General features: G+C 54.8%; 1 protein-coding gene. It reads right to left on the bottom strand.

Annotation, left to right across the window (positions count from 1 at the left end):
- Positions 1 to 103: 103 nt before the first annotated feature.
- A partial coding sequence (locus F7Q90_RS26030) for an ABC transporter ATP-binding protein (RefSeq protein ID WP_151161204.1) occupies positions 104 to 454 on the bottom strand: 351 nt, incomplete at its 5' end.

The raw sequence follows: 454 nt of genomic DNA, 5'->3' as shown, positions 1-454 counted from the left end.
ACCGCGTAAAAGCCGATGTTGAAAACAAACTGGCTGCCCAGTAACACGGGCGGCCGAAGCGTTGTGGCAGGTCGCAGGGAGAAAGGAGACATGCTACCCGATCCTAAACGATATAGTGAATGTGCTTTTTGCCATGGAAGCGGGAGATCTCAATTTTCGTTTTCACCCGAAACACCTCCCAAAGAAGCTCTTCGGAAAGAATGTCTTCGGGCGTCCCGGTGGCGATGATTTGCCCGTTCTGCATCACAATCAGCGAATCACAGAACATCGCCGCGTGGTTGAGATCGTGAATAGCCACAATGCTGGTGACCGGAAGCTCACTGATCAGCTGCATCAGCTGCATCTGATGGTGAATATCCAGATGGTTGGTCGGTTCATCGAGCAGAATTTCGCTGGGCGTCTGCGCCAGCGCACGCGCAATGTGCACCCGCTGGCGCTCCCCGCCGGAGAGGCT

This window comes from Pantoea stewartii subsp. stewartii, assembly GCF_008801695.1.
GTDB lineage: Bacteria > Pseudomonadota > Gammaproteobacteria > Enterobacterales > Enterobacteriaceae > Pantoea > Pantoea stewartii.
The sequence above is the reverse complement of the archived record's forward strand: the minus strand, read 5'-3'. Positions and strand labels throughout refer to the sequence as shown.